Source organism: Streptomyces sp. NPDC042102, assembly GCF_055582305.1.
The window spans coordinates 34,014-60,266 of record NZ_JBVJDL010000005.1; the positions used below are offsets into that span (position 1 = coordinate 34,014).

The window sequence follows — 26,253 nt, forward strand, 5'->3', positions numbered from 1 at the left end:
CGGTGGCCCACCGTGGCCGGCCGGCCCGGTGTCCGCTACGCCACGAAGGTGCGCGGCGGCTCCGCGCCGCTGCCGCCCGCACCGGTGCCGACCAGCCGTGCGGCGGCCGCCAGGCGGGCGGCCGCCTCGTCGGCCACCGGGCCGCCGACGGTGAAGGGCAGCCGGACGTACCCCTCGAAGGCCCCGTCGACGCCGAACCGCGGGCCCGAGGGGACCCGTACGCCGACCCGCTCGCCCACCTCGGCCAGGCGGGAGCCGGACAGGCCCCCGGCCCGGGCCCACAGGGTCAGGCCGCCGCGCGGCACCTCGAACTCCCAGTCGGGCAGCTCCCGCCGGACGGCCGCGACCAGGGCGTCCCGGTTCTCCCGGGCCTGGGCACGGCGCAGGGCGACCGCCTGCGACCAGCCGCCGGTGCGCATCAGCCAGTTCACGGCGAGCTGTTCGAGCACGGGGGTGCCGAGGTCGGCGTACGCGCGGGCGGCGACCAGGCTGCGGATGACGTCGGGGGCGGCGCGGACCCAGCCGATCCGCATGCCGGCCCAGAAGGCCTTGCTGGCGGATCCGACGGTGATGACGGTGCTGCCGGCCGGGTCGAAGGAGCAGACGGGGCGCGGCAGTTCCAGGTCCTCCTCCAGCTTGAGCTCGGCCATGGTCTCGTCGACGACGAGCACGGTGCCGGCCGAGCGGGCGGCCTCGACCATGGCGCGGCGCTGGTCCTCGGAGGCGAGCGCTCCGGTGGGGTTGTGGAAGTCGGCGACGACGTAGGCCAGGCGCGGGGCGGCGTCGCGGAGCACCTGCCGCCAGGTGGGCAGGTCCCAGCCGGCCAGTCCGTCGGCCATGGCGACGGGGACCAGGCGGGCGCCGGCGGCGCGCATCAGCTGGAGGATGTTGGCGTAGGAGGGGGATTCGACGGCGATCCGCTCGCCACGTCCCGCGAAGAGGCTGCAGATGGCGTCGATGGCGCCCATCGCGCCGGTGGTGACCATGATCTGTTCGGGCATGGTCGGGATGCCGCGCTCGGTGTAGCGGTCGGCGAGCATCCGGCGCAGCGCGGGCAGGCCGGCCGGGTAGTCGCCGTGGGTGTGGGCGTAGGGCGGGAGTTCCTCCAGGGCGCCCTGCACGGCCCGGGTGAGCCAGGGTTCGGGGGCCGGGAGCGCGGCGCAACCGAGGTCGATCATGGAACCGAGGGCCTCGGGCGGCAGGGGTTCCAGGCCCCGGGCGGGCAGCGGGTTGCCCGCGGGTACGGAGGTCCAGCTGCCGGCGCCGCGCCGGGACTCCAGGAAGCCCTCGGTACGCAGGGCCTCGTAGGCGGCGGCGACGGTGGTCCGGCTGAGCGAGAGGCCGACGGCCAGTTCCCGCTCGGCGGGCAGCCGGGCCGCGACCGGGACGCGGCCCTCGAGGACGAGGAGGCGGATGCCGTCGGCGAGGCTGCGGTACGCGGGGGGTTTGCGGGCGCCGGGCGCTGCGGGGCGCGGCTGCTGGGAGGTGATCAGCCGGGCGAGCTGGGTCGCGCCCACGGCGGAGGTCCACTGAGCCATGTTGTCCGGTCCACCTTGTCGAATTGGACTCGACCGGCTCCGCTCGGGGCCGGTATTGGATTGGTTCCCGGGCCACAGGGTGTCATGTGGCCGCCCCTTCCGGCCAGGGGGGCGGGGGTGGGGAGCGGGGGTGCGGGGGCGGGGTCGGCCGGTCGTTCACCGTCCGGCCACCGGGTCGCTCCCGCCCCAGGGGTCCGAGGAGCCATACTGCGCGTGTGACGCACGTACGCCTTCGCCATCCGTATCTGGACCACCCCACTCCGATTCCGTTCGCGCACCGGGGCGGTGCCGCCGACGGGCTGGAGAACACCGCCTTGGCCTTCCGGCGGGCCGCCGACGCGGGCTACCGGTATTTCGAGACCGATGTGCACGCCACCGCCGACGGGAAGCTGGTGGCCTTCCACGACGCGACCCTGGACCGGGTGACCGACGCCCGGGGCCGGATCGGCGACCTGCCGTGGAGCCGGGTGCGCGAGGCGCGGGTGGCGGGCAACGAGCCGCTGCCCCTGTTCGAGGAGCTTCTGGAGGAGTTCCCGGACGCCCGCTGGAACATCGACATCAAGGCGGAGTCGGCGCTGCACCCGCTGGTGAACCTGATCGCGCGGGCCGGGGCCTGGGACCGGGTGTGCGTGGGCTCGTTCTCGGAGAGCCGGGTGGCCCGGGCCCAGAAGATCGCCGGTCCGCGGCTGGCCACCTCCTACGGGGTGCGCGGCGTGGTGGGGCTGCGGCTGCGCTCCTACGCGATCCCGGCGGCGCTGCGGGTCGGGGCGGTGGCGGCGCAGGTTCCGGAGACCCAGGCGGGGATCCGGGTGGTCGACCGGCGCTTCGTGCGCACCGCGCACGAGCGGGGCCTGCAGGTGCACGTGTGGACCGTAAACGAACCGGAACGTATGGAAGCGCTGCTGGACCTGGGTGTCGATGGCATCATGACCGACCGGATCGACATCTTGCGCACGGTGCTGGACCGGCGCGGGGCCTGGGTGTAGGACGCCCGCGGGGCCCCGGCGCGGGCCGGTGCCGGGCCGCACGGGGAACAGCGAGGGGGCGCCGTGAGTGCACGGACCACGGACGAGACGGGAGCCGGGTCGAAGGACCCGGCCGGCAGAGCGGCGCGCAAGCGCGAGCAGACCGGCTGGTATTTCTACGACTTCGCGTGCTCGGTCTATTCGACGAGCGTGCTCACGGTGTTCCTGGGGCCGTACCTGACGGCGGTGGCCAAGGCCGCCGCCGACGCCGAGGGGTTCGTGCACCCGCTGGGCATTCCGGTGCGGGCCGGGTCGTTCTTCCCGTACACGGTGTCCCTCTCGGTGCTCACGGCGGTGCTGCTGATGCCGCTGGTGGGTGCGCTGGCCGACCGCACGGGCCGCAAGAAGCCGCTGCTGGCGGCGGCCGCGTACACGGGCGCGGCGGCGACGGCCGGGATGTTCTTCCTGGGCGGCGACCGGTATCTGCTGGGCGGGCTGCTGCTGATCGTGGCCAACGCCTCGCTGGCGATCTCGATGGTGCTGTACAACGCCTATCTGCCGCAGATCGCGGAGCCCGACGAGCGGGACACGGTGTCCTCGCGCGGCTGGGCCTTCGGGTACGCCTCGGGTGCGCTCGTGCTGGTCCTGAACCTGGTGCTGTACCAGGGGCACGAGTCCTTCGGGCTCTCGGAGGGCACGGCGGTACGGATCTGCCTGGCCTCGGCGGGCCTGTGGTGGGGCGCCTTCGCGATCATCCCGCTGCGCCGGCTGCGGGACCGCGCGGTGGTGCGCGAGCCGGGCGCGGCGGCCGTGGGCACCGGCTGGAAGCAGCTGGTGGCGACGCTGAAGGACATGCGGCGGCATCCGCTGACGCTGTCGTTCCTGCTGGCGTACCTGATCTACAACGACGGCGTGCAGACCGTGATCTCGCAGGCTTCCGTGTACGGCTCGGAGGAACTGGAGCTGGAGCAGTCGACGCTGATCGTGGCGGTGCTGCTGGTGCAGGTACTGGCGGTGGTGGGTGCGCTGGGCATGGGCCGGCTGGCCCGGGTGTACGGCGCGAAGCGGACGATCCTGGGGTCGCTGGCGGCGTGGACGCTGACGCTGGCGGCGGGGTACTTCCTGCCCGCGCGGACGCCGGTGTGGTTCTTCGCACTCGCGGCGATGATCGGGCTGGTCCTGGGCGGCAGCCAGGCGCTGTCCCGCTCGCTCTTCTCGCACCTGGTACCGCGGGGGAAGGAGGCCGAGTACTTCTCGGCGTACGAGATCAGCGACCGGGGGGTCTCGTGGGTGGGGCCGCTCGTTTTCGGCCTGACGTACCAGCTCACGGGCAGCTACCGGGACGCCATCATCTCGCTGGTGGTCTTCTTCGCACTGGGATTCGTCCTGCTCGCCAGGGTGCCGGTGCGGCGGGCGATCGAGGCGGCCGGGAATCCTGTTCCTGAACGGATTTAGACGTTGAAGCAAAGGGCCGGTAGTGTACGCCTTTGGCCTGCCAGGCGGACCGTTACTGCGTGTTGATCTAGTGAAGGCGCTGGGTGACATCTGCTGCCAGATGTGACAAAACGGGCATTGGTGGGTACAACAAGGGGCGGCACGACGGGCGACGCATGACCCGGAGCGGGAATCTATACCGCCGACCGGACGTTGACCGGATGACGACGACAGCGACACCTGTCCTGTGGGCGACAAGCCCGGGAGGCACGATTCATGAGTGAGCGAGCTCTCCGCGGTACGCGCCTCGTGGTTACCAGCTACGAGACGGACCGCGGCATCGATCTGGCCCCGCGCCAGGCGGTGGAGTACGCATGCCAGAACGGACATCGATTTGAGATGCCGTTCTCGGTTGAGGCAGAGATTCCGCCGGAGTGGGAGTGCAAGGCGTGCGGCGCCCAGGCACTCCTGGTGGACGGGGACGGGCCCGAGGAGAAGAAGGGCAAGCCTGCGCGAACGCACTGGGACATGCTCATGGAGCGGCGCACCCGCGAGGAGCTGGAGGAAGTGCTGGCCGAGAGGCTCGCGGTCCTTCGTTCCGGCGCCATGAACATTGCCGTGCATCCGCGGGACAGCCGCAAGTCCGCGTAAGGCGCGGACGCAGAGCACCACCGAGCGGTATCGAGCAGGACCCGCACAAGCCGAGGGGCCCCGCCACAGAACATGTGGCGGGGCCCCTCGGCGTGCGCGCGGCCGCCTGTGCGGCGCTGACGGCTGCGGCGATTACGGCGTGAGCGGCGGCCGGTAGCCGCCGTCCTGGCCGGGGCCGGAGGCCGGGCCCGGCTGCCCGGGCCGGTCCTCGCGGATGACCTCACCCTGGACGATCTTGCCGTCCGGATAGTGGATACGGGCCTGCTGGTAGGCGTCGCCGAGGCTGCCGGGCGCGGCCTTGGTCATCCGGCGCTCCAGGGCGCGCTCGGTGCGGCGGCCGATCCAGGACCGGACCGGCGGCACCAGCAGGAGCAGGCCGACCGCGTCCGAGAGCAGACCCGGCATCATCAGGAGCAGGCCGGCCAGCATGGTCATGCCGTTGCCGGAGCCCTTGCCGGGCTGCGGGGCCGTGGGCTGCTGCCCCGCCTGCATCTGGGCCTGGGCCTGCTGGAAGGTCCGGGTCATGTAGGCGAACGCCCGGCGGCCGGCCCGCTTGATCACCACCGCGCCGAGGACCATGCCGCCGAGCAGCAGGCCGGCCACCGCCAGCCCGCCGGCCGCTTCCGCGACCAGGCTGAGCAGCCAGATCTCGAGGATCAGCCAGGCGGCGACCGCCAGGGGGAGGAACGTGCGGGCGGGCGAGCGCCGCCGGGGGGCCGTCGAGCTGGGAACGCCGGTCGTCATACCACCCAGTGTGCCTGGGCCTGCGTAAAAGCGACCTCAGCCGGAGGTACCGGGCATCCCCTAAGGGCCCCGTGGCCCCTCGGCCCCGGGTGTCAGCGGTCGCCGGTGCCGGGGCGGTCGCGGCCCGTGAGCTTGCTCGCGCGGGCGGTCAGACCCCACTGCGTGACCCGCCACAGGGCCTCGACCACGATGTCCCGGCTCATCTTGCTGTCGCCGAACTCACGCTCGACGAAGGTGATCGGCACCTCCACCACGTGGAAGCCCTTGGCGATCGCCCGCCGGGCCAGGTCCACCTGGAAGCAGTAGCCCGCCGAGGCGACCTCCGTCAGCCCGAGCCCCTCCAGGGTCTCGCGGCGGAAGGCGCGGTAGCCGCCGGTCACGTCGCGGATCGGCACGTCGAGCATCAGCCGGGAGTACGTCGACCCGCCGCGCGAGAGGAACTCGCGCGACTTGGGCCAGTTGACCACCCGGCCGCCCGGCACCCAGCGCGAGCCCAGCACCAGGTCGGCGCCGCGCAGCGCGGTCAGCAGCCGCGGCAGCTCCTCCGGCTGGTGGGAGCCGTCGGCGTCCATCTCGACCAGGACGCCGTAGCCCCGCTCCAGGCCCCACTCGAAGCCCGCGAGGTAGGCGGCGCCCAGCCCCTCCTTGCCCTTGCGGTGCAGGACGTGGACGTGGTCGTCCGAGGACGCCAGCTCGTCGGCCAGCTTGCCGGTGCCGTCCGGGCTGTTGTCGTCCGCGACGAGCACGTGGGCGTCGGGAACCGCCTTCCGCACACGGGTGACGATCGGCCCGATGTTCTCCGACTCGTTGTACGTCGGAATGATCACGAGGACCGTGCCGAGCGGGCCGTAGCTCCGCTCACCGCCGTTGCTCACTGATTCCCCTTTACACGGTCCTGTCACAGCAGGCCGATTTTAGAACAGCGCAGCAGCGTACCGGGGCCCGCGGTCCTTCGGGCCGGCCCGGCGCCCGTCGGCTGCGGGTCACCGGGGCCGTTGTCTACTGGACCGCCGGACCCCGACGCGGGGCCACCTCTGGTGGACCCGGCCGAACCTATCCGGGTCCGCCCGCCGGTACCGAGCGGTCGACCGCCGGATCACCCCTGTGGCCGTACGAATACCTCCCGGCCGCCGACGACGGTCGCCAGGCACACCGGCAGCTCCCGGCCGGGGCCGAGATCGGGCAGGCCGGGCGTACCGGAACGCGGATCGGTGGACCAGCGGGCCACCCGGTCGTCGGGGGCCTGGACCACGAGTTCGCCGGTGCGCCACAGGGCGTAGTCGGCCGGGGCGCCGGGCACGAGCACGCCCGCGTCGTCGCGGCCCAGGGCCCGCCAGCCGCCCCGGGTGTGGGCGGTGAAGGCGGCCCGGACGGAGATCCGGTGCTCGGGGGTGCGGTGGAAGGCGGCGGCGCGGACGGTGCCCCAGGGGTCGAGCGGGGTGACGGGCGCGTCGGAGCCGAAGGCGAGCGGGACGCCGGCCTTGAGCATCGCCGCGTACGGGTTGAGGGTACGGGCCCGCTCGGCGCCCAGACGGTCGGCGTACATGCCGTCCTCGCCGCCCCAGGCGGCGTCGAAGGCGGGCTGCACGGAGGCGGTCAGGCCCAGTTCGGCGAAGGCGGCGATGGTGGCCGGGGTCATCATCTCGGCGTGCTCGACGCGGTGCCGGGCGGCACGGACGCGGGCAGGGCCCACCTTCTCGGCGGCGGCGCGCACGCCCTCGACGACGGCGGTGACGGCGGCGTCGCCGATGGCGTGGAAGCCGGCCTGCAGGCCCGCCTCGGTGCAGGCGGCGACGTGCTCGGCGACCTCGGCGGCGCCCAGGTAGGCGGTGCCGGTGTGGTCGGCGTCCCGGTAGGGGCTGTGCAGGCAGGCGGTGTGCGAGCCGAGCGCGCCGTCGACGAACAGGTCGCCGGCGGCTCCGACGGCGCCCAGTTCCCGGGCCCGCGCCGGGTCCTGCTCGGCCCAGTAGCCGAAGACCCGGGGGCCCTCGCCCTGCCGGGCCAGCTCCAGCAGGGCGGTGAAGTCCTCCGGCGAGGAGATGTCGGGGCCGCCGCACTCGTGCACGGACCCGATGCCGAGGGAGGCCGCGTGCCGCAGGGCGGCGCGCTGGGCCTCCGCGCGCCGCTCGGGGGTCACCGCGGCGAAGGCGGCGGCGCGCACCGCGTGGTGGGCGTCGCGGGTGAGGGGTTCGCCGTCGCGGAAGCCGGCCCGGTCCCGGATGCCGGTGACCTCGGACAGGAGGGCGGTGGTGACGACGGCGGAGTGCACGTCGACCCGGCTGAGGTAGAGGGGGCGTCCGCCGGCCGCCTCGTCCAGCTCGTCGCGGCGCGGCGCCCGGCGCTCGGGCCAGCGGGCGGCGTCCCAGCCGTGGCCGAGCAGCACGCGGTCCGCGGGCCGGCTCCGGGCGTACGCGCGGACGAGGTCCAGCGCCTCGGCCAGCGAGCCGGCGCCGGAGAGGTCGAGGCCGGTGAGGGTGAGCCCGGTGGAGGTGATGTGCACGTGCGCGTCGGTGAACGCGGGGGTCACCAGCGCGCCGTCGAGGTCCACGACCTCGTCCACGCCCTGCGCGAAGGCGTCGGCCGCGCCCTCGGATCCGACCCAGGCGATGCGCCCCCGCTCGACGACCATCGCGGTGGCGAAGGGGTCGGCGGGGCTGTGGACCTCGCCGCCGCGGAGCAGCCGGGTGGGCTGCGGGTCGGCGGGGTCGGCGTGAGGGGTGTGCTCGGTCATGGGGACCAGTCTCCCCCGTACGACCGGGCCGCCCCCGGTGGGGGCGGCGGAGCGTCAGATTTTCGGGGGGCGGGCTTCGTAGGGGGTGGAGAGGACCACCGTCGTGCGGGTGGAGACGTGCGCCAGGGCACGCAGCCGGCCCAGGAGGTCCTCCAGCTCCAGCGGCGTGGCCACCCGTACCTTGAGGATGTAGTTCTCGTCGCCCGCGACGCTGTGGCAGGCCTCGATCTCGGGAACCCCCGCCAGCCGGTCCGCGATGTCGTCCGGCGCGCTCGGGTCGAAGGGCTTGACCGAGATGAAGGCCGTCAGGGGCAGCCCGACGGCCTCGGGGTCGACGACGGCGGCGTAGCCGCGGATCACCCCGCGCTGTTCCAGGCGGCGTACTCGCTGGTGGACCGCCGACGTGGACAGTCCCGTGGCCTTTCCCAGATCCGTGTAGCTCATGCGGCCGTCCCGCACGAGCAGGTCCACGATCTGGCGGTCCAGCTCCTCCATTGCGCTCATAGCCGCTCAACCTATTGCCCAGAGGCCGTCCAGGCCCAGTGGTGTCCGCCCGGAAGTGGCACCTGCGGCAGGCATGTGACCAAGCCCACAGGGGTATGCAGTCGTACGCCGGGGAGTCGTGGTTACTCGTGCCGCACGACGGGAAGTGACTGGTGTGGCCGAGGCAAAGGAACATGCCCGCCCGGCCCACCCAAGGGGGAGTACATCCATGCAGAACGCCAAGCGCGCCGGTCGCGTCGAACCGGAACCACTCGAACTCATCGGCGTGGAGGACGACGACTGCCTCGAGGACGCCGACGCCTTCGAGGTCCACCACGCCACCTGCCCGGACTGCGGGCAGGCGATCGCCCTCGTCGCGGACGAGGAGTACCTGCCGGAGCACGCGCTCTGCCTGACCCCGTGGAACCCCTTCGGGCTCACAGTGTGCGCGGGCACCGGACGGCCCACCGCCGACGCCGTGCCGGCCGCCCCGGAGGCCGCCGCCGGCCCCGCCGAGCTGGAGCCGGTCGTGGTGCTGACGCTCCCGCAGGGTCTGGACTGGCGGACGCAGCCCTTCTCGCACGTCGGCGGGCCGGGCTCGCGTCCCGTACGGCTGGTGGCGCCGCCGGCGCCGCAGCTGCGCCAGCAGCACGCACAGGCCGCCTGAGGGCGGGCCCCGGGTCGTCTCTTGCCCATCCCGCCCGGGTTCCGCAAGAGACGACCCGGCTCCTGAGGCCTGCCAGAGGCCTACAGAGGTCTACCAGTAGGTTCCCCGCACCATCGCCTCGAGGCTGGCGTGGTGCAGGATGAGGCCGTCCACGTCCTCGGCGGCCGACGGGATCTCGACCTCGCCGAAGTACGCCTGGCGGTAGGCGATGCGCAGCATCACGATGCCGTGCCGCAGGGCGGCGTAGAGGGTGTGGAACTCCATGTCGCGCGGGGTGTGGCCGGTGAGTTCGGCGTACCGGCGCTCGATGTCCTCGCGGCGCCAGAACTCCGGCAGGCCCGCCTGGCCGAAACCGACCGTGAGGTCCTGGAAGAAGCGGTGCAGGTAGACGGCCCAGCCGAGGTCGACCTCGCGCGGGACGTACGCCGCCATCTCCCAGTCCAGGACGGCCACGGGCCGGAAGCCGCCGGCCTCGTAGACGACGTTCCCGATCCGGGCGTCGCCCCAGGCCAGGACGGGCTCGCCCTCGTCGGCGGGCCACAGGTCCGCCAGCCGGTCGAAGGCCCGCTCCAGCAGCGGCGAGCGGGCCAGGCCGCGCACGACCCACTCGTAGTACGCGCGCTGGGCCTCGACGTGGCGGCGCAGGGGGCTGCCCGTGCCCTCCGGCAGCAGGAACGCGGCCTCCTTGGCCGGGAACTGGTCGTGCAGGCGGGCCAGCAGGGCGATGCTCGCCTCCTGGAGCTCGGCGCGCTCGGCATCGGTCGCGGCGTGCAGCCAGTTGCCCTCGTAGGTGTACGGCATGACGTCCGGCGGGACCCGGCCCTCGGCGCGGGCCATGACGAAGAAGGGCGCGCCGAGCGGGGCCGGGTCCTCCTCCAGCCACTGCACGCGCGGTACGGGCAGGTCGGTGTGTTCGGCGACCAGGCTCATCACGCGGTGCTGGCGGGGCATGTCGTACGCGGGGAAGACGGTGTACGCGTCGGGGTCGGCGGCCAGCCGCAGGGCGCAGGCGCGCAGCGGGGTGTCGGGGTGCTCGATGTCGAAGAGCAGGGTCTCGCTGGACATGCCGTTGGAGCCGGGGACGCAGACACCGGTGACGCGGGCGCCGGGGAGCCGGGCGCCGAGCCACGCCGTGAGGCGTCGGCCGAGCTCCTCGGGGTCGCGGGTGGAGGTACGGGGACGTGGTGCCGTGGCCATGGTGGACCCCCTGGGGCGGGCGGGTGTGATGGGTGTGCCTACGGGGCGACGGAGGTGTGGTCGGTGAAGCCGCTCGGGTCGTGGCGGCCGAAGGTGCCGTGCTCGAAGATGCCGAAGCCGGTGCGTCCGTCGAGGGTGAAGCGGGCGGAGTGGTCGGTGACGCCGAAGGCGGCCATGGGGTGGGCGCCCGGGTCGGACAGGTCGTAGGAGCGGCGGTCGGTCCAGCCGCGGCCCTGCCAGCTGCCGTGCTGCCAGTCGGTGGCGGGCGGGTAGCCGGCGCCGACGGCCAGCGGGGAGGAGTTCAGGATCTCGACGCCGAGTTCGAGGGGTTTGCGGGCCGGGTCGGTGAGGTGGACGACGGCGGCCTCGGGGTGCCGGGTGCCGGGGCGGTAGCGGATGTCGGTGTGCGGCCAGCCGAGCTGGACGTCGTGGCGGCCGCTGCCCTCGGGGAAGACCTGGACGGCCTCGTTGAGGGTGCGGTGGCCGTCAGCGTCCTCCTGGGCGATGACCATGACGAAGCGGTCCTCGAAGCGGACGGGTATCCAGAGCCAGTGGAACCCCTCGGGGCGCATCTCCTCGGCGGCGCGGCCGCCCTCCTCGCCGGGCAGGGGGCGCACGCCCCAGCTGCGGTCGCGGGTGCCGGTCCACTCCCCCGGTGTCAGGCGCAGTTCCTCGCCGCGGGCGCGGACGGTGCCGGTGACGTGGCCGGCCTGGACGAAGCGGCGGCCTTCGAGCATGAGGCGGTCGCCGCGGCGCTGGACGTGGTGGGGCTCCCAGACGGCGGGGAACTCGGCGGTCCAGGTGATGTCGTACGAGAGGCCGCCGGGGTCGGCGGGGTCGGCGTCGCAGTGGAGGGTGAGGCGCTTGAGGGGTTCGTCGACGGTGATCCGCAGCGGGCCGACGGCGAGGTTCATCCGGTCGTCGGTCAGGGCGTCGGAGGCGCGGACGGCGAGGAGTTCGTCGCCGAGGCGCAAGGTGGCGTAGGCGTCGATGACGCCCGTGTTGGGGTAGACGCCGAGGCCGAGGATGAGGACGGCGCGGCCGGCGTGGTCGAAGACGTGGAAGATGCACCGGTCGTAGGCGTTGCGGTCGCCTGTGGCGACGTACTTCATGGACAGCGGCGCCTGGTGGACGGGGTATTCGTCCAGGGCGACGGGACGGTCCGCGGGCATGGCAAACCTCCTGGGCACGGGTCGGCTCGGCGGATATGACGGTACGTCAGAAGAGTCGCCCGGGGCCAGCCTCGTGACATGCCCTGACAGGGCGGCAACCCGTGCCATGCGGCGCGCCAGGGGACGCCTCGAACGGATACCCGCCGTGACCCGCGCGCCGGGCCCCGCGTTGGCCGTACATGACCGTGCTTGATACGCCGACCGGCAGCAGACGGCGCCGGGGGACTCCCCCGGCCTTCGAAGAATCGGTTCGGCAGCCGGATCCGCCGACGGTCCGGCTACCGGATCCGCCCATCTACCGCGACCTGGTCGCCCACTGGGCGGGCGAGGGCCGCACCGTCCCGGGCCGCCGCGACCCCGAGTGGTCCCACCTCACCTCGTCCCCGGTCTGGCCCACCGGCCCTCTCTTCGGCGGCTGATGCCGGTCCGGCGGATCACGACTGGACGGACCCTAGGGACTGCCCGGCGCGACCGGCAGGAGCAGCGCCGTGATGTTGTCCTCGCCGCCCGCGCCGAGGGCGTGGCCGACCAGCGTGCGCGCGTCCGCCAGCAGGTCGGCGGAGCGGCGGTGGCCGAGGACGGACCGCAGGGACGCGGGGTCGGGCAGGTGCCGCCAGAGGCCGTCCGTGCACAGCAGGAGCCGTCCGGGGCCGGAGGGCCGGTGGCTGCGCACACCCGCGACCGGGTCGCCGGCGTCCGCCCCCAGCCAGGCGGAGAGCGCGTCGTACGCGCCCACGTCGTCCTCGGTGAGCAGCCACCCGGGCCCTTCGTCGGGGAGCCAGTACGCCCGGCTGTCGCCGACCCAGGAGGTCCAGATGCCCTCGGGCCCGACGATCCCGGCCGCGTACGTACAGGCGGGCGCGCCCCCGACGGAGTCCGACCCACCGCCCGGGCTGCCGGGCCCACCGGGCACCCGTGCCCCGGAGGCCCCCGGGCCGGGCGGGTGCGCGGCGGCCGGGCCCGCCCCGGTGGACCGCGGGCCGGCGGCCAGGGCGCTCACCGCACGGCCCGCGCGGACGGCGGCGTCGGCGAGGGCGTGCTCCGGCAGCGCGCCGCCCGCCAGGGCCGACGCGAGGGCGCACGCCCCGGCCTCGGCGGCCACCTGGGCCGCCCGGTCCGCGCGCGGGGCCATGGACACGCCGTCGCAGACGACGCCGATCGTCCACGCCCCGGCCCGGGTCACCGCCAGCGCGTCGGCGTTGAGCTCGCGGCGCAGGCCCCGGTCGCAGACGCCCGCCGCGCCACCCGGCGCCGTGACCTCCAGGTGCGCGCGGAACCCGGGCTGGGGGCGTCCGCAGTCCCAGCAGCGGGCGTCGGGAGCGACGGTCCCGCCGCAGGACACGCAGGGTGCGTGCGCGAGTCCGGCGGCGGGCGGCCCGGCGCCAGGGCACTCGCGGCCAGGGCGTTCCGCGTCAGGGATTCCGGTCATCTCCCCGGCATCCTGCCAGCGCCGGTGCGGGCGGGCCCGCCGTTATCCGCGCGACTCCGGCCCCGCGAGGTGGCGGGCGATCACCATGCGCTGGATCTGGTTGGTGCCCTCGACGATCTGCAGGACCTTCGCCTCGCGCATCAGGCGCTCGACGGGGAAGTCCTGGGTGTAGCCGTAGCCGCCGAGCACCTGGACGGCGTCCGTGGTGACGGACATCGCCGCGTCCGTGCAGAACAGCTTCGCCATCGCGGCCTGCCGCGAGAACGGCCGGCCCGCGTCGCGCAGCCGCGCCGCCGCCAGGTACAGCGAACGCCCCGCCTCGATCCTGGTCGCCATGTCGGCGAGCATGAAGCGCAGTCCCTGGAAGTCCGCGATGGGGTGCCCGAACTGCTTGCGGTCCAGCGCGTACGCCAGGGCCTCGTCCAGGGCGGCCTGCGCGACGCCGATGGCACAGGCGGCGATGCCCAGCCGGCCCGCGTCCAGGGCGGCCAGCGCGATGGTGAAGCCCTGGCCCTCCTCGCCGATGCGGCGGGAGTCGGGCACGCGCACGCCGTCGAAGTGCAGCTGGGCGGTGGGCGAGCCCTTCATGCCCATCTTCTTCTCGGGGACGGCCGCGGTCAGGCCCTCCGCGTCGCCGGGGACGAGGAAGGCGGTGATGCCCTTGGGGCCCTCGCCGCCGGTGCGGGCGAGCACCGTGTAGAAGTCGGCGATCCCGCCGTGGGTGATCCACGCCTTGGTGCCGGTCAGTATCCAGTCCTCGCCGTCGCGCACGGCCTTGGTGGTCAGCGACGCGGCGTCGGAGCCGGAGGAGGGCTCGGACAGGCAGTACGCACCGAGCAGGCCGCCGCCGAGCATGGCGGGCAGGTGCTGGGACTGCTGCTCCTTGGTGCCGTATCCGGCCAGGCCGTGGCAGGCCAGGGAGTGGACGCTGACGCCGAGACCGACGGTGAGGCGGGCCGCGGCGAGCTCCTCCAGGACCTGGAGGTAGACCTCGTACGGCTGCTCGCCGCCGCCGAACTCGCCGTCGTAGGGCAGGCCCAGCAGGCCGGCTTCGGACAGCAGGGTGAAGATCTCGCGGGGGAAGCGGCCGGCTTCCTCCTCCTCGGCGGCCCGGGGGCGGATCTCTCGCGCGGCGATCTCGCGTACGAGCGTGAGGAGGTCGCGGGACTCCTCGGTGGGCAGCTGTCGGTCCACCGGCTGCGTGGCGCGGTCCGTCATGGCGGCGCTCTCCTCCCTCGTCGGGCACGGCGGCGACGTGTGAGGTGGTGGGACACGCCGCCGGGTCTGGGTACTCCCACAGCCGATGCTGCCCTCTTGGATCACAGGAGAAGCAGGTCAGCGGCTGCGGCGGGTTGAGTATGCCCGATCAGGCGCTTCCCGTCACGGGTGCAAGATCGGCCGGTGGCCGGGCGGATCCGGGGCGCGGGCGGCGGGGCCGGGCACTCCGGGACGAACTCCCCGATCACCGCCAAGGTGTCCCGTATCAGGCGTACCGGCGGGACGTCCGCCCCGGCCCCGCCGGCCCTTCCCCGCTGCGGAGGTCGGAAGAGACGGCCTACCCCCAGGTGATCCGCCACTGCTGGGCCTTGCTGCCGGCGACGCAGGACACCACCGTGAGCTGGTTGCCGGCGCCGTTGTCGGTCAGGCAACCGCCCTGGAAGGCGATGTCCTTGATGTAGTAGGCGCCCGCCGTGGGGGCCTTCTCCAGGTTCCACCACACGCCCTGCGCGTAGGGGCCGGCGAGCTCGACCCGCACGGTCTCGTTGAACTGCGCCAGCGCCCGGCTCATCGCGGGGCCGCCGGAACCGCAGGCCTTCAGGGTGTCGTAGCTGCCCTTCTCGTGCAGCCAGCCGTACGCCGTGGTCCCGCCCATGATGACCTTGGCGCCGCCCTGGGGAGAGCTGGTGCTCAGGCCGATCCTGAGCCCGTCGCCGACGTTGGTGATGATGCCCCAGCCGGTGCCGCCGCAGCCCTGGGGCGGGGTGGAGCCGCCGCCGCCCGCCCCGCCGGGGGTGGTCGAGCCGCCGCCCGGCCCGCTGCCGCCGCCCGGCCCCGCGCCGGTCCCGCTTCCGGCGTTCCCGCCGCCGTTGCCATTGCCCGCGCCGTTGCCCGCGCCGTTCCCGGTGCCCGCGCCGCCCGCGCCCGGCGGGGGGTTCGGTACGGGCGCCGCGCCACCCGCGCCGCCCGCCGCGGGAGCGCCGCCGACGCCGCCCTGAGCGCCGGGGGTCTCGCCGGGCGGCACGGCCGACGCGCCCGGCGACGCCTGCGCCGGACTCCCCGAGGGGGCCGCGCCGGGCCCCTGGTTCCCGCCGTCGGCGGCGGGTGCGGAGACGGCGGTGGAGGGCTGCCGCCCCGGTCCCCGCGCCTCGGTGTCCCCGGCCCAGGGAGCGATGTAGAAGACGGTGACGGCCACCGAGGACGTGACCGTCACCGCGGCCAGGACCGGCACGAAGACGACCTTGGGCAGCCGCGGCCCGCCCCACCGCTTGCGCCGCGGCGTACCGGAGACCTCCGGATCCGCGTCCGTGCCGCCGCCCGCCGGAGCGGAACCGGCGGCGGGGACGGCGGCGGCCGGGCCCGCCGGGGCGTCGAGCTCGCCCAGCGGCCGGCCCGCCGCGGCCCGGCGCGCCGCCGCGGCCATCACCGAGGCGTCGGCGTACCGCTCCTCGGGCTTCTTGGCCAGCGCCCGGGCGACGAACGCGCGTACCGGGCCGGGGAATTCGGCCGGCAGGTCCGGCACCGGCTCCCGGATGTGCTTGAGGGCGATCTCGACGACCGACTCGCCGGTGAACGGCGGCTCCCCGGTGAGCAGTTCGAAGCAGACCACGCCCATGGAGTAGAGGTCGGAGGCCGCGATGGCACCGATGCCCTCCGCCTGTTCGGGGGCCATGTAGAGGGCCGTGCCGAGCACCGCGTGCGAGTCGGTGATCCCGGTGCTCGCCGCGCTGGAGCGGGCGATGCCGAAGTCGGTGACGGTCACCCGGCCGTCGTCGCCCAGCATCAGGTTCGACGGCTTGATGTCGCGGTGCGTCACGCCCTGCAGGTGCGCGGCGTGCAGGGCGTCCAGGGCCTGTCCGGCGATGTCGAGCGCCTGCTCGGCCGGGAGCGGTCCGCCCTGGGCGCGGACCTCGTTCAGCGGCCGCCCCTCGATGAGCTCCATGACCATGTACGCGACCTGCTCGCCGGACTCGATCCGGCTCTCGCCGTAGTCGTGCACGTCGACGATGCCCGGGTGGCTGAGCGAGGCCAGGACGGTGGCCTCCCTGCGGAAGCGCGCCGAGAACGCGGGGTCGTCGAGCAGCGCGGGGAGCAGGACCTTGACGGCCACCTGCCGCCTGAGCACGCCGTCGTCGGCGCGCCAGACCTCCCCCATGCCCCCGCCGCCGATCCGCTCGGCCAGCGTGTACCGGTCCCCCAGGACCGTCCCCCGTCCCCACATGTGCGCGCCCCTCGCCCGTCCCCGTGTGCTGGTGGTCAGCCAACGTCAGTCTGGCAGAGGGTACTTGGCCCCTCCAAGGAAGACCCAGGGAGGGCGCCCGAGGAGGGCCCGGTGGCCGGAAGGGACTACTTAGAGCCAGCCGACCTGGGTGACGAACATCGCGACGACGACCACCAGGGTCCAGCCCAGGACGTTCTCCAGCCACGCCGGGCCGTCGTCGGGGCCACCGGTGCGGACGAGGCGGCGGGCACGGGTCGGGGCTGCGCTGTTCGCGGTCATGGCGGTCTCACATCATTGGACTGGCGGTGGACGCCCCCCGGCTGCTGTCCAATGTGCCAGTAATCGCCGCTTTCGTGGTGGAGAGCTTCGTCACGCCCGTCCCGGGCCCGCTCAGACGGGGTCGAGCACCCCGACGGCGGCCAGCGCCGCGAGCTGGGCCGCGCTCGGGCGGGCCGGCGCGTACAGGTAGCAGACGCCCGCGGTGCCCGAGACGACCTTGCCGGTGGCGTCGTACCGCTTGGAGCGCAGCCAGACGTTCTCGAACTCCCGGCGCCGGTAGACGCGGCGTACGGCCTGGTTGGTCGGCGAGTTCGGGTCGTTGGCGACGACGTCGCCGGCGTCCGTGAAGCCGATGACCGTCATCAGGTGCCCGGCGGTGCCGTAGCCGGCGCCGGTGAGCTCCTCCTTGCGGAAGGACTGCGAAGTGATCGCGGGGATGCCGGCGCCGATCAGGGTCTCCAGGTCGGTCAGGGAGGTCAGCCGGGTCACCACGCCCGCGAGGTCGGGGTAGGTGGCGGCGTAGGCGGGGTTGAAGGGCCAGTTGCCGCAGCCCCGGTACGCCCAGTCGTAGGTGGACCGGGCCGCGTGGCAGACCTGGGGGTCGCTGTAGGAGCGGTCGACCCAGGCCAGGGACTGCGCGCCGGGCCTGCGCCCCCAGTACTCGATGATCATCTGGGAGGAGGTGGGGCTGCACCAGGCCTCGCCGCCGTTGTCGTACTGCGGGTAGCGCCCGGCGTGCACCTCCTGCGAGTAACGCGGTACGGCCAGCTCGCGGGCCGTACCGGGGGTGGAGGCGGGCACGGTGAAGCGGCTGGGGACGTCGGAGACCATGGCGCCGGCCAGCCACACCAGGGGGCTGGTGCGGGTGCCCGGCCGCCGGTACAGGGTCAGCCGCAGCCGCCAGTCCCGCAGCCGCAGGCCGGTGGCGGGGTGGTCCAGGGCGAGGGTGTCGGTCCACACGGTGGACCGGCCGTCGGTCTGCCCGTCCACCGAGGTCCGGCGGATGTCCTCCTCGCCGGAGGCCCAGCGGCCCATCACGTACCAGGGGGTGGAGGTGCCGTCGCTGTAGGTGCCGCGCAGCTCGGCCTGGATCCACGTGCCGGCGGGGGTGCGGGCGTTCCAGGAGACGATCGCCTCGGTCGCGGGCACGGCCGGGCGGTGCACCGGGGAGGTCCAGGTGGCGTACTCCCAGGTGGCGGTCCTGCCGGTGTGCGGGTCGGCGTACGGGGTGCGCCCGGCGGCCGTCGACAGGGTCAGGGCGGGGCGCTCGCCGGCGAGGGCGTCGGTGCCCCGGTGGGTGCCGGCCCGCCAGTGCCCGTACGTGTGCCAGAACCGGTTGTCGACCGTCGGGCCGGTGGCCCCGCCCGCCGTGCTCCCCGAGCCGCCGGAACCCGCGGGTCCGGGGACGGCCTGGGCGGTGGTCGCGGGGACGGTGGCGGCGGTGGCGGCGGCGAGGGCGGCGGCCAGCAGGGCCCGGCGCGGGGTGGGTGCGGTCATCGGCGTTCAGCCCCCAGGGGTCGGTCGTGCGGCCAGCGTCGCAAATCCCGGGGGCCCTGTGCCAGGGCGCACGGCGCGTGTCGCGGGCGCCGTACGCTGGCCGGGTGGATCGTGTGCGCACCCCCCTGCCCCCGGACAGCCTCGACAGCCTGGCCGCCGAGCTGGCGGCCCTGCCGCCGTCGCTGGGCCCGGTGCGGCTGGTCGCGGTCGACGGGCACGCCGGGTCCGGCAAGAGCACCTTCGCGGAGCGCCTCGCGCGGGCCCTGGGCGAGGACACACCGGTCCTCCATCTGGACGACGTCGCCACCCACGCGGAGCTCTTCGCGTGGACCGGGCGGCTGCGCGCCCAGGTGCTGGAGCCGCTCGCGGCCGGGCGGGAGGCGCGCTGGGCCCCCTACGACTGGGTGGCGTGCCGCTTCGGCCCCGAGCGGCTGCTGCCGCCCGCGCCGGTGCTGCTGATCGAGGGCGTGGGGGCCGGGCGGCGGGCCCTGCGGCCGTACCTGGCGCGGCTGCTGTGGATGGAGACACCGCGCGAGCAGGCGTGGGAACGGGGCAGGCTGCGGGACGGGCGCGAACTGTCCGACTTCTGGGACGGATGGGAGCGCGCGGAGCGCGCGCACTTCGCGGATGATCCTTCGCGCCCCTTCGCCGACACCCTGGTGCGCCAGAGCGGTACGGGATACGAGTGGACTTCCGGGGCCGCTGGGCCTGCGGGAACCCCCCGTTCCGTCACGGACGGTGAGGGGTTGCCCCGGGCCTGAGGCGTCCGGGAAATCCACTTGCGGACGGCCCTCCGAGTGCGCTTGACCAGACGCCCGGACCGGCCTTACGTTCTCAATGCGCGGTCCTGCGGGGCCGCGGTGGACGCGAAGCCCCCGATTGTTCCCCCGTGATCGGGGGCTTCGTTCTGCCCGCGCGCGGTTCCGCGGGCCACCCGAACGGGACCGTACCCTCACCCTGTGTCACCTTGCGTGCGCCGGTGTCCTCCCGGCGGGTGCCCGTCACACCCTACGTAAGCCCAGTGACCGAAGGTACGATGCCACCCTGATTTCATCGGCGCACGCGACAACTCGACGCCACGAGGCGGGGGTTGCGGCGCACCACGGGGGCAGGCTTGTGGGGGACGTGATGGATTTCGGCACGCAGGGAAGCCCGCACGCCCCGGCCGAACTCGCCTGGCTGCGCGGGGTGGACGCCTGCACGATGGGCGCGTACCCGCAGGCCGAGGAGGAGTTCCGGGCGGCCGTGCGACTGGATCCCACGATGGCCGACGCCTGGCTGGGGCTGCACGCGCTGCGGGTGGACACCGCCAACGCGCTGCTGCGGATGTACGCGCACCGGGACCGGTTCGGGGAGCAGCGCGCCCGGCACCGGCGCACCCTGAACTCCTGGTACTGGCTGGGCTGGTGGGTCCAGCCCGTGCTGGAGAGCCGGCGCGACCTGCTGCTGGCGCACGCCTCGCACTGGCTGGACGGCCGCCACGTGCCGGAGCTGGACCAGGCGCTGGCCGCGCTGCCGCCGGTGGACGCCGATCCGCAGGTACGGTTCCTGCACGCCTGCCGGGCCTACCTGGTCAAGGACTGGGAGCAGCTGGTGCGCCAGACCGAGCCGCTGGTGGACGATCCGCTGCTGGGCATCGAGGCGGGGCTGTTCGGCGGGATGGCGCGGGTCCGGCTGGAGATGTACGGGCAGGCCGAGCCGATGCTGTCGGCGGCGCTGATGCGGTGCCGCAGCGAGCAGCCGCAGCGCAAGGAGCTGCGGTACTGGCTGGCGCGGGCGCACGAGGGCACCGGACGCAGCGCGGCGGCCCTGCCGCTGTACCGGGCGGTGCACCGGGTGGACCCGGCGTTCATGGACACCGCGGCCCGGCTGACGGCGATCGCGGAGGCGGACGGCGCGGACGGGCTCGACGGGTACGACCTCTCCCCCGTCGGCGGGGACTTCGCGGCGGTGGCGCTGGGCGGCGAGGCCGAGCCGGTGCTGGCGCCGGAGCCGCCGCCCGAGCCGCGGTTCGGGGGCGCGGCCCCGGCCGTACCACCGCCGGCGACGGGCGGTGCGGGCCGTCCCGAGGGCGTACGGCACAAGGTGGCCGTGCCGCCGCAGGGAGTGCCGGCGGGGCTGCCGGCCGGGCCCTCGGACCCGGAGCTGCTGGCGCAGGCGCTGGCGGAGCTGGAGCGGATGGTGGGGCTGGAGCCGGTCAAGCGGCAGGTGAAGGCACTGTCGGCGCAGCTGCACATGGCGCGGCTGCGGGCCGGGCAGGGGCTGCCGGTGCAGCCGCCGAAACGCCACTTCGTCTTCTCCGGGCCCTCGGGGACGGGCAAGACCACGGTGGCGCGGATCCTGGGCCGGGTGTTCTACGCGCTGGGGCTGCTGGGCGGGGACCACCTGGTGGAGGCCCAGCGGGCGGACCTGGTCGGCGAGTTCCTCGGCCAGACGGCCGTCAAGGCGAACGAGCTGATCGATTCCGCGATCGGCGGGGTGCTGTTCGTGGACGAGGCGTACAGCCTGTCCAACTCCGGCTACAGCAAGGGCGACGCCTACGGCGACGAGGCCCTTCAGGTGCTGCTCAAGCGCGCGGAGGACAACCGGGACCACCTGGTGGTGATCCTGGCGGGCTATCCGGCCGGCATGGACCGGCTGCTGGCCGCCAATCCGGGGCTGTCGTCGCGGTTCACCACGCGGGTGGACTTCCCCAGCTACCGGCCGCTGGAGCTGACCTCGATCGGTGAGGTGCTGGCCGACGCGAACGGCGACCGCTGGGACGAGGAGGCCCTGGACGAGCTGCGCAGCATCAGCGGGCACGTGGTGGACCAGGGCTGGATCGACGAGCTGGGCAACGGCCGCTTCCTGCGCACCCTGTACGAGAAGAGCTGCGCCTACCGGGACCTGCGGCTGGCCGGGTATCCGGCGACCCCGTCCCGGGAGGACCTGGCGACGCTGCGGCTGCCGGACCTGATGCAGGCCTACGGCGAGGTGCTCTCAGGGCGCGGCCCGCAGGACCGCGGCCGCCCGGAGCCGCCCCCGTTGTAGCGGGGGCGGCCGCGGGCCGGTCGCGGCGGGCCGGTGCCGGGCGGGTCAGCGGGCGAGGGCGACGGGTCCCGCCGTGCGGTGCGCGGGGTCGCGTACCTCGCCGACCAGCATCTCCAGTACGTCCTCCAGCGCGACCAGGCCGAGCACCCGGCCGGCCGGGTCCGCGACCTGGGCCAGGTGGGTGGCGTCCCGGCGCATGACGGTCAGGGCGTCGTCCAGCGGGAGGGTCGCGCACAGGGTGGGCATGCGGCGCCAGACGCGCTGCGGGACCGCCCGTTCCCGCTCCTCCAGGTCCAGGACGTCCTTGACGTGGAGGTAGCCCATGAAGGCGCCGCCCTCGGAGCGGACCGGGAAGCGCGAGTAGCCGGTGCGCACGGTCAGCTGCTCGATCTGGCGGGGGGTCGCCGTCGGGGCGACGGTGACCAGCCGGTCGCGGGCCAGGAGCACGTCGGTGACCGGGCGGCTGCCCAGCTCCAGGGCGTCCTCCAGGCGCTCCTGCTCCTGCGGTTCCAGCAGCCCGGCCTGCCGCGAGTCCTGGACGAGGCGGCCCAGCTGGGCGCTGGTGTAGACGGCCTCGACCTCGTCCTTCGGCTCGACCTTGAAGAGGCGGAGCACCCAGTGCGCGCAGGCGCCGAGCGCGGTGGTGACCGGCCCGCAGAGGCGGGCGAAGGCGACCAGGCCGGGGCTGAACCACAGGGCGGTCTTCTCGGGGGCGGCCATGGCGAGGTTCTTGGGGACCATCTCGCCGATGACCAGGTGCAGGAAGACCACGGCGGCGAGCGCGAACGCGTAGCCGAGGGGGTGGATCAGGCCCTGCGGGACGTGGGCGGCGTGGAAGACGGGCTCCAGCAGCCGCGCCACGGTGGGTTCGGCGACCGCGCCCAGGGTGAGGGAGCAGACGGTGATGCCGAACTGGGCGGCGGCCATCATCCGCGGCAGGTTCTCCAGGCCGTGCAGGACCTGGCGGGCCCGCTTGGAGGAGGCCGCGAGCGGCTCGATCTGGCTGCGGCGCACGGAGACCAGGGCGAACTCGGCGCCCACGAAGAAACCATTGGCCAGGACCAGGAGCAGGGCGAAGAGGAGCTGGAGGACGCTCACCGGCCGGCCCCCTCGAGCGCGGCGGACCGCTGCTCCGCGGTACGGGCGGTCCGGGCCGCGGTGGCGGCCGGTATGCCCGCGGTGGCGGGGACGGCCGCGCGGCCGGGGGCGACGACGGTGCCGGGGGCGGCGGTGCCGGGGTCCCCGTACGCACCGAGGGCGGGCGCGGGGACCAGCGGGACCAGCCGGACGCGCTCGGCGCGGTTGCGGCCGACCTGGCGGACGGAGAGCCGCCAGCCGGGGAGTTCGGCGCGGTCCCCGGGGGCGGGGATCCGGCCGAGCAGGTCCGCGACGAGGCCGGCGACGGTCTCGTACGGGCCCTCGGGTACCTCCAGGCCTATCCGGCGCAGGGTCTGCACGCGGCAGCTGCCGTCGGCCTCCCAGGAGGGGCGGCCGTCCTCGGTGGCGACGGCGGCCAGCTCGGGGCCCGCGTCCTCGGCGAGGTCGTGCTCGTCGCGGACCTCGCCCACGAGCTCCTCGACGATGTCCTCCAGGGTGACGACGCCGGCCGTGCCGCCGTACTCGTCGACGACGACGGCCATGGGCTGCTCGCTGCGCAGCCGTTCCAGCAGCGGCTGGACCGGCAGGGTGCCGGGGACCAGCAGCGGGGGGACGCAGATCCGGTCGACGGTGGTGCGGGCGCGCTGGGACTCGCGCACGGCGAGGGCGTCCTTGAGGTGGACGACCCCGGTGATCTCGTCGATGCGCTCGCGGTAGACCGGGAAGCGGGACAGGCCGGTGGCGCGGGTCAGGTTCAGCACGTCGGCCGCGGTGGCGGTGGACTGCAGGGCGCTGACCTTCACGCGGGGGGTCATGACGTGCTGGGCGGTGAGCTCGCCGAGCGAGAGGGTGCGGACGAACAGGTCGGCGGTGTCCTGTTCGAGGGCGCCGGCCTGGGCCGAATGGCGGACCAGGGAGACCAGTTCGCCGGGGGTGCGGGCGGAGGCCAGCTCCTCGGCGGGCTCGACGCCCAGGGCCCGTACCAGCCGGTTGGCGACCGCGTTCAGGCCGGCGATGACCGGGCGGAAGACACGGGAGAAGGCGTGCTGCGGGCCGGCGACGAAGCGGGCCACCTGGAGCGGCCGGGAGACCGCCCAGTTCTTCGGGACCAGCTCGCCGACGACCATCTGGACGGCGGAGGCGAGCAGCATGCCGATGACGACGGCGACGCCGGAGACGGCTCCCTCGGGCAGGCCGGTGGCCCCGAGCGGCCCCGACAGCAGGCCGGCCAGGGCGGGCTGCGCGAGCATGCCGACCACGAGGGAGGTGAGGGTGATGCCGAGCTGGGTGCCGGAGAGCTGGAAGGACAGCTCCCGCAGGGCCGTGACGACCCGGCGGGCGCGGCGGTCACCGTCGGCCGCGGCGCGTTCCGCCTCGGGCTTCTCGACGGTGACGAGGCCGAACTCGGCCGCCACGAAGAAGCCGTTGGCGAGGATCAGAACGAATGCCGCCACGAGCAGGAGTAGCGGGATGGTCATGCCGCCACCCCTGGGGAGAGGGCGGCGCGGGTACTACCGGACGATCCGTCCATTGCTGGAGGGAGTCACTCCTCAAGTCGCAGGTGCCCATGGGCCCCGGGGGTCCGGGGCCACGAGCGGGGCGCACGGACGCGCCCCGCCACCAGGGTAGTCATTGAGATCGCCGCCGCAATGGCACGGGCGGGTGCCGGGGCGGGGCGTCAGCGGTCGTGGGCGCCGGATCCGCGGCTCTCGGCGAGCGCGCGCAGGGCGCGGGCGTCGCCGATGGCCTGGGCACGGCCGATCCCCGGCTGGATGCCGAGGGCGGGCAGGCTGGTGCCGTCGCTGAGGTCGAGGAACACCCAGGGGTCGCCCGGGCGGAGGTTGACCCGCAGGATCTCGGCCCAGGCCAGGCGCCGCCGGTTGGTGAGGTTGACGACGGTCACGCCGTTCTCGTCGGCGACCACCTTGGGGCGGGCCAGCAGGACCAGGACGGACGTCAGCAGGGCGGCCGTGAAGACGAAGCTGATCCGCTCGCCGGTGCTCAGCCGCTCCAGCAGCAGCGCGACCGCCGTGATGGTGGCGAACATGGCCGCGCCGACGCCCAGCAGCACCGCGCGGGTGCGCTGGGGGCGGAAGGTGACGGGCAGGGCCGGCACGGCCGGCAGGTCGGCGGCGCTCACAGGCGGCAGGCGTGGATCGAGGTGGTCAGGATCGCGCGGGCGCCGAGCTCGTAGAGGTCGTCCATGACCCGCTGGGCCTCCTTGGCGGGGACCATCGCGCGGACGGCGACCCAGCCCTCGTTGTGCAGCGGGGAGACGGTCGGCGACTCCAGGCCCGGGGTGAGGGCGACCGCGCGCTCCAGGTGCTCGGCGCGGCAGTCGTAGTCCATCATCACGTACGACCGGGCGACCAGGACGCCCTGGAGGCGCCGCAGGAACTGCTGGACCTGCGGGTGGTCGGCGTCGGCGCCGTTGCGCCTGATGACGACGGCCTCGGACTGGAGGATCGGCTCCCCGATGACCTCCAGGCCGGCGTTGCGCAGGCTGGTGCCGGTCTCGACGACATCGGCGATGATCTCGGCGACGCCGAGCTTGATCGCGGTCTCGACGGCCCCGTCCAGGTGGACCACGGAGGCGTCGATGCCGGCCTCGGCGAGGTGCTTGGCGACGATCCCCTCGTACGAGGTGGCGATCGTCATCCCGTGGAAGTCCTCGGGGCCCTTCGCGGTGCCCGGCCGGGTGGCGTAGCGGAAGGTGGAGCGCCCGAAGTTCAGCGGGAGGATCTCCTCGGCGTTGGCGCCGGAGTCGAGCAGGAGGTCACGGCCGGTGATGCCGATGTCGAGCTTGCCGGACGCGACGTAGATCGCGATGTCCTTGGGCCGCAGGTAGAAGAACTCGACCTCGTTCTCGGGGTCGACCGTGACGAGTTCCTTGGACTCCTTGCGCTGCCGGTAACCGGCCTCATGGAGCATCTCCGACGCAGGTCCGGAGAGTGAACCCTTGTTGGGGACGGCGATGCGCAGCATGATGCGGTTCCTTTGTTCGCGATCAAGAAGTGGTGCTGTGCGGGGCGTGGGGACGCACGGCGAGGGGTCGGCCGGGGCCGGCCGGGAGATGTGGTGCCGGCCGGCCCGGAGGTGTCAGAGGTGCTTGTAGACGTCGTCGAGGGAGATCCCGCGCGCCACCATCATCACCTGGACGTGGTAGAGCAGCTGGGAGATCTCCTCGGCGGCGGCTTCCCTGCCCTCGTACTCGGCGGCCATCCAGACCTCCGCGGCCTCCTCGACGACCTTCTTGCCGATGGCATGGACGCCCTTGCCGACCAGCTCGGCGGTGCGGGAGGTGATGGGGTCGCCGGTCGCCTTGGCCTGGAGCTCGGAGAAGAGCTCCTCGAAGGTCTTGGAGGATTCGTTCGCCATGATGGTCCTCAGAATACGGGGTTCCCCCGCGCCACTCAGCGCCAGGGTTCGCTGACCGTCCGCAGGGTCATCGCGGTGGAGACGGCGGCGGTGACCGCTTCGTGCCCCTTGTCCTCGTTCGACCCCTCGAGTCCGGCGCGGTCCAGCGCCTGCTCCTCGTTGTCGCAGGTCAGAACGCCGAAGCCGACGGGGACTCCGGTCTCGAGCGATACCTGCACCAGGCCCTGGGTGACGCCCTGGCACACATAGTCGAAGTGGGGGGTGCCGCCACGGATGACCACGCCGAGGGCGACGACGGCATCGTATCCGCGACCGGCCAGTACCTTCGCCACCACCGGGAGCTCGAAGCTGCCGGGGACCCGCAGCACGGTCGGCTCGTCGATGCCGAGCTCGTGCAGGGCGCGCAGGGCACCGTCGACGAGGCCGTCCATGACCTTCTCGTGCCACTGGGCCGCGACGACCGCGACCCGCAGGTCGCCACAGTTCTTCACGCTCAGTTCGGGTGCGCCCTTGCCGCTCAC

At 74.2% G+C, this 26,253-nt stretch carries 25 protein-coding genes; 7 read left to right on the forward strand and 18 right to left on the reverse strand.

Annotated elements, in window-relative coordinates:
- Positions 1 to 35: 35 nt before the first annotated feature.
- Complete coding sequence (locus ACZ6KO_RS22270; RefSeq protein ID WP_469305754.1) at positions 36 to 1,538, reverse strand: SCO1417 family PLP biosynthesis transcription factor; 1,503 nt, start codon at positions 1,536 to 1,538, stop codon at positions 36 to 38.
- Between the two features lie 215 nt (positions 1,539 to 1,753).
- On the opposite strand from ACZ6KO_RS22270, the gene ACZ6KO_RS22275 reads away from it, so the two are divergent.
- The 3 genes from ACZ6KO_RS22275 (at position 1,754) to ACZ6KO_RS22285 (ending at position 4,588) form a co-directional block, all read left to right on the forward strand.
- Entirely contained in the window at positions 1,754 to 2,524 is a 771-nt protein-coding gene (locus ACZ6KO_RS22275) for a glycerophosphodiester phosphodiesterase (RefSeq protein WP_469305755.1), read from the forward strand.
- Positions 2,525 to 2,587: 63 nt separating this feature from the next.
- Positions 2,588 to 3,958: an MFS transporter gene (locus ACZ6KO_RS22280; protein ID WP_469305756.1), complete on the forward strand. Its 1,371-nt coding sequence runs from the start codon at positions 2,588 to 2,590 to the stop codon at positions 3,956 to 3,958.
- Between the two features lie 255 nt (positions 3,959 to 4,213).
- Positions 4,214 to 4,588: an RNA polymerase-binding protein RbpA gene (locus ACZ6KO_RS22285; protein WP_003959706.1), complete on the forward strand. Its 375-nt coding sequence runs from the start codon at positions 4,214 to 4,216 to the stop codon at positions 4,586 to 4,588.
- A 132-nt stretch (positions 4,589 to 4,720) separates the two neighbouring features.
- Here the strand turns inward: ACZ6KO_RS22285 and fxsA are convergent, their stop codons facing one another.
- From fxsA to ACZ6KO_RS22305, 4 genes are all read right to left on the reverse strand, one after another.
- Positions 4,721 to 5,332, reverse strand: coding sequence for an FxsA family membrane protein (fxsA, locus tag ACZ6KO_RS22290; protein WP_469305757.1), 612 nt, complete (start codon positions 5,330 to 5,332; stop codon positions 4,721 to 4,723).
- Positions 5,333 to 5,424: 92 nt separating this feature from the next.
- Positions 5,425 to 6,207 (reverse strand): polyprenol monophosphomannose synthase, encoded by a 783-nt coding sequence (locus ACZ6KO_RS22295; RefSeq protein ID WP_469305758.1) that lies wholly within the window; start codon positions 6,205 to 6,207, stop codon positions 5,425 to 5,427.
- A 221-nt stretch (positions 6,208 to 6,428) separates the two neighbouring features.
- Positions 6,429 to 8,063 (reverse strand): amidohydrolase, encoded by a 1,635-nt coding sequence (locus tag ACZ6KO_RS22300; protein WP_469305759.1) that lies wholly within the window; start codon positions 8,061 to 8,063, stop codon positions 6,429 to 6,431.
- A gap of 54 nt (positions 8,064 to 8,117) precedes the next feature.
- Positions 8,118 to 8,558, reverse strand: a complete 441-nt coding sequence (locus ACZ6KO_RS22305) for an Lrp/AsnC family transcriptional regulator (RefSeq protein WP_469306069.1) — start codon at positions 8,556 to 8,558, stop codon at positions 8,118 to 8,120.
- 217 nt (positions 8,559 to 8,775) lie between these two features.
- On the opposite strand from ACZ6KO_RS22305, the gene ACZ6KO_RS22310 reads away from it, so the two are divergent.
- Positions 8,776 to 9,213 carry a hypothetical protein gene (locus tag ACZ6KO_RS22310; RefSeq protein ID WP_469305760.1) on the forward strand — a complete coding sequence of 146 codons (438 nt, stop codon included), beginning with the start codon at positions 8,776 to 8,778 and terminating at the stop codon, positions 9,211 to 9,213.
- Between the two features lie 90 nt (positions 9,214 to 9,303).
- Here the strand turns inward: ACZ6KO_RS22310 and ACZ6KO_RS22315 are convergent, their stop codons facing one another.
- Both ACZ6KO_RS22315 and ACZ6KO_RS22320 read right to left on the reverse strand, forming a co-directional pair.
- The gene (locus ACZ6KO_RS22315) at positions 9,304 to 10,410 is read right to left on the reverse strand and encodes a phosphotransferase family protein (RefSeq protein ID WP_469305761.1); all 1,107 of its coding nucleotides are present in this window, start codon (positions 10,408 to 10,410) and stop codon (positions 9,304 to 9,306) included.
- A gap of 38 nt (positions 10,411 to 10,448) precedes the next feature.
- A complete protein-coding gene (locus ACZ6KO_RS22320) occupies positions 10,449 to 11,582 on the reverse strand; it encodes an Rv3169 family protein (RefSeq protein ID WP_469305762.1) in 1,134 nt (377 codons plus the stop codon).
- A gap of 179 nt (positions 11,583 to 11,761) precedes the next feature.
- Between ACZ6KO_RS22320 and ACZ6KO_RS22325 the strand changes: the two genes are divergently transcribed.
- The gene (locus ACZ6KO_RS22325; protein ID WP_469305763.1) at positions 11,762 to 12,001 is read left to right on the forward strand and encodes a hypothetical protein; all 240 of its coding nucleotides are present in this window, start codon (positions 11,762 to 11,764) and stop codon (positions 11,999 to 12,001) included.
- Positions 12,002 to 12,033: 32 nt separating this feature from the next.
- Here the strand turns inward: ACZ6KO_RS22325 and ACZ6KO_RS22330 are convergent, their stop codons facing one another.
- From ACZ6KO_RS22330 to ACZ6KO_RS22350, 5 genes are all read right to left on the reverse strand, one after another.
- Positions 12,034 to 13,011: a PP2C family protein-serine/threonine phosphatase gene (locus tag ACZ6KO_RS22330; protein WP_469305764.1), complete on the reverse strand. Its 978-nt coding sequence runs from the start codon at positions 13,009 to 13,011 to the stop codon at positions 12,034 to 12,036.
- Between the two features lie 42 nt (positions 13,012 to 13,053).
- Complete coding sequence (locus ACZ6KO_RS22335; protein WP_469305765.1) at positions 13,054 to 14,229, reverse strand: acyl-CoA dehydrogenase family protein; 1,176 nt, start codon at positions 14,227 to 14,229, stop codon at positions 13,054 to 13,056.
- A gap of 337 nt (positions 14,230 to 14,566) precedes the next feature.
- Positions 14,567 to 16,450: a serine/threonine-protein kinase gene (locus ACZ6KO_RS22340; RefSeq protein WP_469305766.1), complete on the reverse strand. Its 1,884-nt coding sequence runs from the start codon at positions 16,448 to 16,450 to the stop codon at positions 14,567 to 14,569.
- A gap of 129 nt (positions 16,451 to 16,579) precedes the next feature.
- Entirely contained in the window at positions 16,580 to 16,729 is a 150-nt protein-coding gene (locus ACZ6KO_RS22345; RefSeq protein ID WP_401449492.1) for an SCO1431 family membrane protein, read from the reverse strand.
- A gap of 111 nt (positions 16,730 to 16,840) precedes the next feature.
- Positions 16,841 to 18,226, reverse strand: coding sequence for a peptidase C39 family protein (locus tag ACZ6KO_RS22350; RefSeq protein WP_469305767.1), 1,386 nt, complete (start codon positions 18,224 to 18,226; stop codon positions 16,841 to 16,843).
- 104 nt (positions 18,227 to 18,330) lie between these two features.
- Here ACZ6KO_RS22350 and ACZ6KO_RS22355 point away from each other — a divergent pair, with 104 nt between their 5' ends.
- Together ACZ6KO_RS22355 and ACZ6KO_RS22360 are read left to right on the forward strand one after the other, a co-directional pair.
- Entirely contained in the window at positions 18,331 to 18,987 is a 657-nt protein-coding gene (locus ACZ6KO_RS22355; protein ID WP_469305768.1) for a uridine kinase family protein, read from the forward strand.
- 367 nt (positions 18,988 to 19,354) lie between these two features.
- Positions 19,355 to 21,256 carry an AAA family ATPase gene (locus tag ACZ6KO_RS22360; protein ID WP_469305769.1) on the forward strand — a complete coding sequence of 634 codons (1,902 nt, stop codon included), beginning with the start codon at positions 19,355 to 19,357 and terminating at the stop codon, positions 21,254 to 21,256.
- A gap of 45 nt (positions 21,257 to 21,301) precedes the next feature.
- Here the strand turns inward: ACZ6KO_RS22360 and ACZ6KO_RS22365 are convergent, their stop codons facing one another.
- The 6 genes from ACZ6KO_RS22365 to ribH all read right to left on the reverse strand — a co-directional run bounded on the left by ACZ6KO_RS22365 (position 21,302) and on the right by ribH (position 26,253).
- On the reverse strand, positions 21,302 to 22,354 hold the full coding sequence (locus ACZ6KO_RS22365) for a hemolysin family protein (protein ID WP_469305770.1): 1,053 nt from the start codon (positions 22,352 to 22,354) through the stop codon (positions 21,302 to 21,304).
- Entirely contained in the window at positions 22,351 to 23,832 is a 1,482-nt protein-coding gene (locus tag ACZ6KO_RS22370) for a hemolysin family protein (RefSeq protein ID WP_469305771.1), read from the reverse strand. The genes ACZ6KO_RS22365 and ACZ6KO_RS22370 overlap by 4 nt, the downstream gene beginning before the upstream one ends.
- Positions 23,833 to 24,032: 200 nt before the next feature.
- Positions 24,033 to 24,494, reverse strand: coding sequence for a PH domain-containing protein (locus ACZ6KO_RS22375; protein ID WP_469305772.1), 462 nt, complete (start codon positions 24,492 to 24,494; stop codon positions 24,033 to 24,035).
- Positions 24,491 to 25,339: an ATP phosphoribosyltransferase gene (gene hisG, locus ACZ6KO_RS22380; RefSeq protein WP_469305773.1), complete on the reverse strand. Its 849-nt coding sequence runs from the start codon at positions 25,337 to 25,339 to the stop codon at positions 24,491 to 24,493. Before hisG ends, ACZ6KO_RS22375 begins: the two co-directional genes overlap by 4 nt.
- A gap of 114 nt (positions 25,340 to 25,453) precedes the next feature.
- Positions 25,454 to 25,732, reverse strand: a complete 279-nt coding sequence (locus ACZ6KO_RS22385; protein WP_469305774.1) for a phosphoribosyl-ATP diphosphatase — start codon at positions 25,730 to 25,732, stop codon at positions 25,454 to 25,456.
- A gap of 35 nt (positions 25,733 to 25,767) precedes the next feature.
- On the reverse strand, positions 25,768 to 26,253 hold the full coding sequence (ribH, locus tag ACZ6KO_RS22390) for a 6,7-dimethyl-8-ribityllumazine synthase (protein WP_469305775.1): 486 nt from the start codon (positions 26,251 to 26,253) through the stop codon (positions 25,768 to 25,770).